An 8,468-nucleotide genomic window follows, 5' to 3' on the forward strand; every position below is an offset into this window, starting at 1 on the left:
GAGGGAGCTTGCTCCCGCTGGAGTGCGAAGCGCTCCCAATCGTTTTGCGGCTGCTGCGCAACCGAACGGGAGCAAGCTCCCTCGCCACAGGTGATCGCTAGCCTTCAAATCTTGATCTCCACTTCCCCCAAATGCCCCCCATACGGCCCGAAACTCCGTTCGACCATCCGCCGCGTCCCATCCGCCTGAACAATCAACGCCGTACTCGCACGTGTCCCATAAGTCGGACTGGCAATAAACACACTCGACAGCAACGTCTCGGTCGCCAACCCCACCCCGGTATCCGGCAACTCGGCGAAGGGTGCGGTTTGCGGATCTTTCAGCAACGCCAGTAACGCCTCTGGCTGCGGATCCTCCAGCACTTCCTCCAGCGCCGCCCGTGCCTTGAGCAATTTCGGCCACGGCGTATCCAGCCCGGCATTCGACAGCCCATAAATCCCAGGCGCCAGCATCACCGCCTCGGACTCCCGCGCATTGAAGTGCCACAGCTCGTTGGCATTGCCGATAAGCAGATTAAATCCGGCATATTCCAGCGAACGTCCGACAACGTCGCTTAAGTAATCATCAATTGGCATATTGCCCAAGAGAAAACCCGCCACCAGCTCACCTCGGGATTTTCGCGATGGCGACTGATTCGGATCACGAATATTGGTCAGCGCAGCAAAGCGCCCATTGGCACCAATACCGAGCCAGGTGCCGCCGGCTTCGAGGTCGAGACCCGCGTAGACATGCGGTGCGTGCGGCCATTGCGCCAGGGGCTGGCTGGGCCGGGCATAGAACTCGTCGCGGTTGGCCGCCACGATCAGCGGCTGGGCGTGACCCGGTCGCCAGGCAAAAACAATCAGGCACATAAGGTGGTCCTTGTGTGTTTTTTGCTCACTCTACGCAGTCGTCGCCTGTCGTTCCATTGCCATCCGCAGTGGAGCCCGAGGCCACGCATCCGTTACCATGCCGCTCCGGTTTTGCCTAAGCATTGAGATCGTCCATGGAATTTCTGCTCTATCTGGCGCTGGGCGCCTGCGCAGGCGTGCTGGCCGGGCTGTTCGGGGTAGGTGGCGGGATCATCATCGTCCCGGTGCTGGTGTTCAGTTTCACCTTGCAGGGCTTCGACGCCTCGATCCTGACCCACCTGGCGGTCGGCACGTCCCTGGCAACGATCATCTTTACGTCGGTCAATGCCGTCCGCGAACATCATCGTCGTGGCGCCGTGCGTTGGCCGATATTCGTGTGGATGACCGTCGGAATTCTGATGGGTGCCGGTTTCGGGGCGCTGACGGCCGAAGCGATCTCCGGCCCGAATCTGCAGAAAATCATCGGTGTGTTTGCGCTGATCATCGCCGCGCAACTGGCGCTGGACGTCAAACCCAAGGCCAGTCGAACGGTGCCCGGCAAACTCGGTCTCACCGTGGCCGGCAGTGTGATTGGCTGGGCCTCGGCGATTTTCGGCATTGGCGGCGGCTCGTTGACCGTGCCGTTCCTGACCTGGCGCAGCGTGCCGATGCAGCAAGCCGTGGCGACTTCGTCGGCTTGCGGCCTGCCCATCGCCTTGGCCAGTGCATCAAGTTTCATGATTCTGGGCTGGCACGATCCCTTGCTGCCGGCCCATAGTCTCGGTTTTATCTATTTGCCGGCGCTGCTGGGGATTGCCCTGACCAGCATGGTGTTCGCCCGCCTCGGTGCGCGACTGGCCCACAGGCTGTCGCCAAAGTTGCTGAAAAGGCTGTTCGCAGCTTTGCTGTTCTGCGTAGGCCTGAGCTTCCTGCTCTAGCTCGCAATGCTGGCTTAATCCTGAGGTGGCAGCGTCGCCCGGGAATTCTGGTTTCAACTTTCAACAAGGAGTCGCAATGCTGCCTTACCCGCAGATCGACCCGGTGGCCCTGGCCATCGGTCCGCTGAAAATCCACTGGTACGGTCTGATGTACCTGATCGGCATCGGCGGCGCCTGGCTGCTGGCATCGCGCCGGCTCAACCGTTTCGACCCGACCTGGACCAAGGAAAAGCTTTCCGACATGGTCTTCTGGATGTCGATGGGCGTTATCGTCGGCGGCCGCTTGGGCTATGTGCTGTTCTACGATCTGAACGCTTATCTGGCCAACCCGACACTGATTTTCGAAGTGTGGAAGGGCGGCATGTCGTTCCATGGCGGCTTCATCGGCGTGATGCTGGCGGCGTTGTGGTTCGGCAAGAAGAACAACAAGTCGTTCTTCCAGCTGATGGATTTCGTCGCGCCGATGGTGCCGATCGGCCTGGGTGCCGGGCGCATCGGTAACTTCATCAACGCCGAGTTGTGGGGTAAGGCGACCGACGTGCCGTGGGCAATGATCTTCCCGACCGATCCGGCGCAACTGGCGCGTCACCCGTCGCAGCTGTACCAGTTCGCGCTCGAAGGCGTGGCCCTGTTTGCCATTCTCTGGTTGTTCTCGCGCAAGCCGCGGCCGACCATGGCGGTGTCCGGAATGTTTGCCCTGTTCTACGGCATCTTCCGTTTCATCGTGGAGTTTGTCCGCGTACCGGACGCGCAACTGGGCTATCTGGCCTGGAACTGGCTGACTATGGGCCAAGTGCTCTGCGTACCGATGATCGTTGGCGGGCTGTTCCTGATCTGGCTGGCGTATCACCGCGCCCCGGCGACTCCAGCGGCTGCCGTATAAATTCGAATCCCGGGGTGACGGCCCCGGGTTCAAGGACACAGGTAATTCATGAAGCAATATCTCGAACTGGTCGCCCACGTCATCAAGAACGGCACCAAGCAAGCCAACCGCACCGGCGTGAACACCATCAGCTTTCCGGGCGCGATGCTGCGTTATGACCTGAAAGAAGGTTTCCCGGCGATCACCACGCGCAAGATGGCCTTCAAATCGGCCATCGGCGAGATGTGTGGTTTCCTGCGTGGCGTGAACAACGCCGCCGAATTCCGCGCGCTGGGCTGCAAGGTCTGGGATCAGAACGCCAACGAAAACGCGCAGTGGCTGGCCAATCCGTTCCGTCAGGGTGAAGACGACCTTGGCGAAATCTACGGCGTGCAATGGCGCAAATGGCCGGCGTACAAGCAGATTCCGGTCAGCAATCAGGCCGCTATCGAACAGACCCTGAGCCAGGGTTATCGTCAGATCGCCGAAGGCGAGGAAGACGGTCAGGCCTATGTCGTTCTGTACAAGGCGATCGACCAGGTCCGCCAGTGCGTCGACACCATCATCAAGGACCCGGGCAGCCGCCGCATTCTGTTCCACGGCTGGAACGTCGCCCAGCTCGATGAAATGGCTTTGCCGCCGTGCCACCTGCTGTACCAGTTCCACCCGAATGTCGAGACCAGGGAAATCTCCCTGACGCTCTACATCCGCTCCAACGACCTGGGCCTGGGCACGCCGTTCAACCTCACTGAAGGCGCCGCGTTGCTGAGCCTGATCGGCCGACTGACCGGCTACACACCGCGCTGGTTCACCTATTTCATCGGTGATGCCCACGTTTACGAAAACCATTTGGACATGCTCAACGAACAGCTCAAGCGCGAGCCGTTCCCGATGCCGAAACTGGTGATCAGTGACCGTGTGCCGGAGTTTGCCAAGACCGGCTTGTATCAGCCGGAGTGGCTGGAGTTGATCGAGCCGAGCGATTTCTCGCTTGAGGGGTATCAGCATCACGCGCCGATGACGGCACCGATGGCCGTCTGATTGTTTGACGGGCGGGGCTGTTTATTAGAAAAGGTTCTACCTGACTGTCATTTCTGCCAGTAGGCGAATAAATGAGAGGGTGTTTGACTGATCACGAGGCCATCAGGCCGTGGTCAGCAACACCCTCTTTTTATTTCAGGAGCCTTGTCATGAATAACACTGCGGCCGGTGGAACGGACGGCTTTTCGGAGCGACATTTCGGTACAAACCCTCTAAGGAGCGGATTGACAGGAGCGCCGTTCATTGGCTGTGAAAGCCAGTCGGGGCTCTTTCATTTCATTCCGGGCCTCGATCCATGGGGATGCGTGGTGCCCATGGAGGTTTTCACCGGCGCACCGATCTTCGTCGATTCACTTCGAGTGGTCGTGGCGGTAAACGATAGAGAATTTCAGATCGGCGATCAGGTTCGAGTGCAATGGGCGGCGTTTGGCGGTTCGGGGGGCAATTATCAGTCGCAGCCGCAGTCCGTACAGAGTTTTATGCCGTTGCATTTTGTTGTGCCCGACGACACGGCAAGGCAGTTTGAAGGAGACCGGGTCGAGGCCATTTTTGTCATCGAAAGAGGCGGGGGCGCTATACCTTCTGCATCATTGCTCATGACCTTCGCCCCGGCACTGATTCAAACCGGCCCGGTCTCTATTGAGGGCGTCTCTGAGGGCGTACTGGAGATTGACCCACATCCCGATGGCGTCGTTCTGACCATTCCGCGGATTGAAAACCTGCGAACAAACAACGCCATTGAAATGCTCTGGATAAGTAGCGCGAATGGCGGGCAGGGCGGAGCCTGGAGAGACTATCAGCGCAAGTTGACGGTCAATCCCGATTCCCCCCTCAAGTTTCGGATTGAGCCCTCTGTCTATCAAAAGCATCGGGGTGAGACCGTTCACCTGCGCTGCAGTCTTTTTCTGGGCTCGGGCATGGTCCCGGGCATCGGTTACGGCATGGGGCATCGAGGCATATTGGAATTCAAGTTGATCTAGTCGCTGATGTGGCGATGGGGCTAATGCCCATGACTCCTGCCGACATGGGAATGCTCAACTTCCGTCGCCACCACCCCGCCACTCACTTCCAGCCGCTGCAAAATCCCGCACTGATCAATGTCCGGGCCCTCGCCACAGCGTTGGCGCAGGTCGAGCAGTTGCGTCTGTAACGCCATCAATCCGTCGATCCGCGCTTTCACGTGATGAATGTGCTCGTCGATCAACGCGTTCACGCTTTCGCACTGATCCTGCGGACTGTCGCGCAGGGCCAGCAGGCTGCGGATCTCTTCCAGGGTCATGTCGAGCGTGCGGCAGTTGCGGATGAAGGTCAGGCGTTCGGCGTGGGCCTGAGTGTAGACGCGGTAGTTGCCGTCGCTGCGGGCGGGCTCCGGCAGCAGGTTTTCGCGCTCGTAGTAGCGGATGGTTTCGACGGCGCAGTCGGTGAGTTTCGCCAGTTCTCCGATCTTCATGACAGCAATCTCCAAAAGGGTGCTTGACCCTATAGTGGCTACAGGGTCTTTACTTGGCAACAGGCACCTTCATGGACGCAACCAATGAGCGATTCCCTTCACACCCACAAACCCGAGGCTGATCACGATCACGATCACGATCACGATCACGATCACGATCACGATCACAGCCACAAGCTGCAGCCTGTGCAGAAGCATGACCATGGCGGGCACGGCGATTCCTGCTGTTCCTCCAAGGCGGCAGCGCCTTCGCTGATCAAGTTGAGCGACACGCCGACCGACGGCGCGCGGTTGAGCAGCTTCCGCATCGACGCCATGGACTGCCCGACCGAGCAGACGCTGATCCAGAACAAACTGGGCAAGCTTGCGGGGGTGCAGCAACTGGAATTCAACCTGATCAATCGGGTCCTGGGCGTGACCCATGACCTGCCGAGCACTGCGCCGATCATCGAGGCGATCAAGTCGCTGGGCATGGTGGCTGAACCGATGGAACAGGGCGCCGAAGCGCCAGCGCCGATCCCCGAGAAAAAGCACTGGTGGCCTCTGGCACTGTCCGGCGTGGGTGCGCTGGCGGCAGAAGTGATCCACTTCACTAGCGCCGCGCCGGACTGGGTGGTGGCGATCATCGCGCTGATTTCGATCCTCAGTGGCGGCCTCACCACTTACAAGAAGGGCTGGATCGCGCTCAAGAACCTCAACCTGAACATCAACGCGTTGATGAGCATCGCAGTCACCGGCGCGATCCTGATCGGGCAATGGCCGGAAGCGGCGATGGTGATGTTCCTGTTCACCGTGGCCGAGTTGATCGAGGCCAAGTCGCTGGACCGGGCGCGTAACGCCATTGGCGGCTTGATGCAGATGACCCCGGAACAGGCGACGGTGCAGCAAGCCGACGGCAGCTGGGTCACACAAGAGGTCAAAACCATCGAACTGGGGGCGCGAGTGCGGGTGCGTCCCGGCGAGCGGATTGGCCTGGACGGCGAAGTCGTGTCGGGCAGTTCGACCATCGATCAGGCGCCGATCACCGGCGAAAGTCTGCCGATCGAGAAGACGGTGGGCGATAAGGTCTTCGCCGGCACCATCAACCAGGCAGGCTCGCTGGAGTATTCCGTCACTGCAGCGGCGAACAATTCCACACTGGCGCGGATCATCCACGCCGTGGAACAGGCCCAGGGCGCACGGGCGCCGACCCAGCGCTTCGTCGATCAGTTCTCGAAAATCTATACCCCGGCGGTGTTCCTGCTGGCCTTGGCCGTGGCGGTGATTCCGCCGCTGTTTATGGGCGCCGTCTGGTTCGACTGGATATACCGCGCGTTGGTCTTGCTGGTGGTCGCTTGCCCCTGCGCGTTGGTGATTTCCACTCCGGTGACCATCGTCAGTGGCCTCGCCGCGGCGGCACGCAAAGGCATCCTGGTGAAGGGCGGCGTTTATCTGGAAGGTGGCCACAAACTCGATTACCTGGCCTTGGACAAGACCGGCACCCTGACCCACGGCAAACCGGTGCAGACCGATTATGTGTCGCTTGATCCCACCGCAGACGCCACTGCCCCGGCGATTGCCGCAGCGCTGGCCGGTCGTTCGGACCACCCGGTGTCGTTGGCCATCGCCAATGCGGCGGTGGATAAACAATTCGCGCCGCTCGTTGTGGATAACTTCGAAGCCCTGGGCGGTCGCGGTGTACGCGGGGAAATCAACGGTCAGGTCTACCACTTGGGTAACCATCGCCTGGTGGAAGATTTGGGCCTGTGTTCACCTGCGCTGGAAGAGAAGCTGTTTGCCCTGGAAAAGCAGGGCAAATCGGTGGTGCTGTTGCTCGACAAGTCCGGCCCGTTGGCGCTGTTTGCCGTGGCCGACACGGTGAAAGAGTCCAGCCGCGAGGCGATCCAGCAGTTGCACGATCTGGGCATCAAAACCCTGATGCTGACCGGCGACAATGTCCACACCGCCCAGGCGATTGCCGCGCAAGTCGGCATCGACGAGGCCAAGGGCGATCTGCTGCCCAACGACAAGCTGCAAGCCATCGAGGCACTTTATGCACAGGGCCATCGTGTTGGCATGGTCGGCGACGGCATCAACGATGCGCCGGCGCTGGCCCGCGCCCAGATTGGTTTCGCGATGGCCGCTGCCGGTACCGATACCGCCATCGAGACCGCCGATGTCGCCCTGATGGACGACGATCTGCGCAAGATCCCTGCGTTCATCCGCCTGTCGCGTCGAACCTCGACCATTCTCAAACAGAACATCGCCCTCGCTTTGGTCATCAAGGTGATCTTTCTTGGGGTAACCTTCGCCGGGATCGCCACCATGTGGATGGCGGTGTTCGCCGACATGGGTGTCAGCCTGTTGGTGGTGTTCAACGGTTTGCGCCTGCTGCGCAAGTAAGCGATGAGGGACGGGTGTGCTGAGTGCCGAGCTGAAGGCGTTTTACATGGTTGCCCGCCTGGGCAGCATTACCCTGGCGGCGAAAAAGCTCGGCCTGAGCCAACCCACGGTGACCACGCAGATCCGCCATCTGGAAAGCCAGTATTCGGTTGAGCTGTTCTACCGTGGCGGCCGCCGCCTCAGCGTCAGCGATGAAGGCGCGCGGCTGTTGCCGATGGTCAAGGCGCTGTTGCAGCAGGAAGCCGACATCGAGTTTTTCCTGCGCAACAGCGGCCAGGTCCAGGGCACATTGCGCATTGCTGCTACTGCGCCGTATTACATCCTCGACCTGGTGAAGACTTTCCGCGAGCGCTTGCCGCAAGTGGAAGTGTCGGTGGAAATCGGCAACTCCCAGCAGGTGCTGGAAGCGCTGGAGGATTACCGGGTGGATGTCGCGGCGTCGTCACAATTGCTCGACGATGCGCGGCTGATTCGGCGGGTGCTCGGCAGCGATCCGCTGGTGTTGGCGGTGCATCGCAACCATCCGCTGGCGGCGCACGATCATGTGCCGCTCAGCGCGTTGGCCGGGCATACTTTGTTGATGCGCGAATCAGGCTCGACCACTCGACGCCTGACCGAAGAATTGCTCGCCAGCGCCGGGGTGAGTTTCGGGCCGTTGCTGGAAATTGGCAGCCGTGAATCGATTCGCGAGGCGGTGCTGCGCAACATCGGCATCAGCATCATTGCCCGACAGGAAGTGCCGCATGACCCGCAATTGCGCGTGCTGACGATTGAGAATGCGCCGCAGATTCCGGAGTATCTGTACTGCCTCAAGGAGCGCAAAGGCGCGCGGTTGCCGGCGGCGTTCCTGGGTTTGGCGCAGGAAATGGCCCCCGCGTGAGATTTGTGTTGAATGTGAGGGGCCCTTCGCGGGCAAGCCTCGCTCCTACAGGTGATCGCATTCCCCTGTAGGAGCGAGGCTTGCC

The 8,468-nt window shown here is 60.4% G+C and carries 8 protein-coding genes; 6 read left to right on the forward strand and 2 right to left on the reverse strand.

From position 1 onward, the window contains the following. Window positions 1-104: 104 nt before the first annotated feature. On the reverse strand, window positions 105-851 hold the full coding sequence (locus QMX98_RS29325) for an NRDE family protein (protein WP_282411783.1): 747 nt from the start codon (window positions 849-851) through the stop codon (window positions 105-107). Window positions 852-985: 134 nt separating this feature from the next. Between QMX98_RS29325 and QMX98_RS29330 the strand changes: the two genes are divergently transcribed. From QMX98_RS29330 to QMX98_RS29345, 4 genes are all read left to right on the forward strand, one after another. Further along, on the forward strand, window positions 986-1,768 hold the full coding sequence (locus QMX98_RS29330; protein WP_077747197.1) for a sulfite exporter TauE/SafE family protein: 783 nt from the start codon (window positions 986-988) through the stop codon (window positions 1,766-1,768). A gap of 76 nt (window positions 1,769-1,844) precedes the next feature. Continuing rightward, window positions 1,845-2,651 carry a prolipoprotein diacylglyceryl transferase gene (lgt, locus tag QMX98_RS29335; protein WP_010466741.1) on the forward strand — a complete coding sequence of 269 codons (807 nt, stop codon included), beginning with the start codon at window positions 1,845-1,847 and terminating at the stop codon, window positions 2,649-2,651. Between the two features lie 48 nt (window positions 2,652-2,699). Beyond that, window positions 2,700-3,671: a thymidylate synthase gene (locus QMX98_RS29340; protein ID WP_083375523.1), complete on the forward strand. Its 972-nt coding sequence runs from the start codon at window positions 2,700-2,702 to the stop codon at window positions 3,669-3,671. A gap of 149 nt (window positions 3,672-3,820) precedes the next feature. Beyond that, complete coding sequence (locus QMX98_RS29345) at window positions 3,821-4,651, forward strand: hypothetical protein (RefSeq protein WP_282411784.1); 831 nt, start codon at window positions 3,821-3,823, stop codon at window positions 4,649-4,651. A gap of 20 nt (window positions 4,652-4,671) precedes the next feature. Here QMX98_RS29345 and cadR read toward each other — a convergent pair whose 3' ends face one another. Beyond that, entirely contained in the window at window positions 4,672-5,121 is a 450-nt protein-coding gene (gene cadR / locus QMX98_RS29350; RefSeq protein ID WP_010466748.1) for a Cd(II)/Pb(II)-responsive transcriptional regulator, read from the reverse strand. An 84-nt stretch (window positions 5,122-5,205) separates the two neighbouring features. Between cadR and QMX98_RS29355 the strand changes: the two genes are divergently transcribed. Further along, entirely contained in the window at window positions 5,206-7,503 is a 2,298-nt protein-coding gene (locus QMX98_RS29355) for a heavy metal translocating P-type ATPase (RefSeq protein WP_282411785.1), read from the forward strand. A 16-nt stretch (window positions 7,504-7,519) separates the two neighbouring features. Next, a complete protein-coding gene (locus tag QMX98_RS29360; RefSeq protein ID WP_010466752.1) occupies window positions 7,520-8,383 on the forward strand; it encodes a LysR family transcriptional regulator in 864 nt (287 codons plus the stop codon). Window positions 8,384-8,468 lie beyond the last annotated feature (85 nt).

Origin of the sequence: Pseudomonas sp. PS02303 (genome assembly GCF_029959925.1) — a bacterium.
Classification (GTDB): Bacteria; Pseudomonadota; Gammaproteobacteria; order Pseudomonadales; family Pseudomonadaceae; genus Aquipseudomonas; species Aquipseudomonas mandelii.

Coding starts and splice junctions, on each gene's coding strand:
- QMX98_RS29355 (WP_282411785.1), top strand. CDS start 5,206: ATGAGCGATTCCCTTCACACCCACAAACCCGAGGCTGATCACGATCAC.
- QMX98_RS29340 (WP_083375523.1), top strand. CDS start 2,700: ATGAAGCAATATCTCGAACTGGTCGCCCACGTCATCAAGAACGGCACC.
- QMX98_RS29345 (WP_282411784.1), top strand. CDS start 3,821: ATGAATAACACTGCGGCCGGTGGAACGGACGGCTTTTCGGAGCGACAT.
- QMX98_RS29325 (WP_282411783.1), bottom strand. CDS start 851: ATGTGCCTGATTGTTTTTGCCTGGCGACCGGGTCACGCCCAGCCGCTG.
- cadR (WP_010466748.1), bottom strand. CDS start 5,121: ATGAAGATCGGAGAACTGGCGAAACTCACCGACTGCGCCGTCGAAACC.
- QMX98_RS29330 (WP_077747197.1), top strand. CDS start 986: ATGGAATTTCTGCTCTATCTGGCGCTGGGCGCCTGCGCAGGCGTGCTG.
- lgt (WP_010466741.1), top strand. CDS start 1,845: ATGCTGCCTTACCCGCAGATCGACCCGGTGGCCCTGGCCATCGGTCCG.